The sequence below is a fragment of the Corynebacterium sp. HMSC072A02 genome, from assembly GCF_001810085.1.
Lineage (GTDB): Bacteria > Actinomycetota > Actinomycetes > Mycobacteriales > Mycobacteriaceae > Corynebacterium > Corynebacterium hesseae.
Window position 1 is genome coordinate 30,318 of the sequence record NZ_KV799854.1, and the last position, 847, is coordinate 31,164.

Annotated in this window: 1 protein-coding gene; it reads left to right on the forward strand. The window is 56.4% G+C overall.

Annotation, left to right across the window (positions count from 1 at the left end; genetic code table 11):
- A partial coding sequence (locus tag HMPREF2698_RS08235) for an HNH endonuclease signature motif containing protein (RefSeq protein ID WP_070563597.1) occupies window positions 1–847 on the forward strand: 847 nt, incomplete at both ends.

Below are 847 nucleotides of genomic sequence, written 5' to 3' on the forward strand. Positions count from 1 at the left end.
AGCTCCGCGCGCTCGGCGCTTCTGCTTCCGATGCCGCTGAGCTTGCAAACCTTAACCAGGTTTACTTCGGCCCCACCCGCTTTAGCGGCAAACAACGCAAAGCCCGTACCGCAGCCCTTCAACAACGCCACAGCCTAGGCACCCTGGCGCTGATTGAAACCTACACCGCAAAGGTCAAGAAAACCCTCGACGCCTGGAACCTGCGAATCAAACTCGCAGGAACACCCGCACACCGCATCCCCACCGTCGCCGCCACACGACTGAAAGAACTACGCTCCAAACGCATAGCCAAACCAGGCGTGCGCATCACCTACCGCACACAAGGCCCCAACACACTCTCCATAACTGACGATGCCACCACGATCGCCAACATGCGCAGCGTACTCGAATCCACCAACACCACCGACCTGCTTCAAGCCGCCAACGACATCTTCTTCAAAGAGGGCACCGGTTCCAAACCTGCGGTGCGCACCCAAGTCATCGTCACCCTCAACGAGCTAGACCAAATCATCAACGGCGAGGGTGATGACATCGAGCTCAACCTGACTAATGGTGGGCGCATGACCGGGGCGGAATTCCTAACCCACAAGTTTGCCGAAATAGGCTATGCCACCATAGTGCACCCTATTGAAGGACCCATCGACACCTTCCGGCTAGAGCGTGGAGCAAACTTCAAACAACGCCTTACCCTGCATGCTGAATTCCACACCTGTTCTAGACCAGGCTGTAACAAGCCGGCTGATTACTGCCAAGTCCATCATTTGGTGCCCTGGCAGGCGGGAGGCTACACCAACATTAAGAACCTGACCTTCCTGTGCGCCTACCACAACGGGATCAATGATGATGA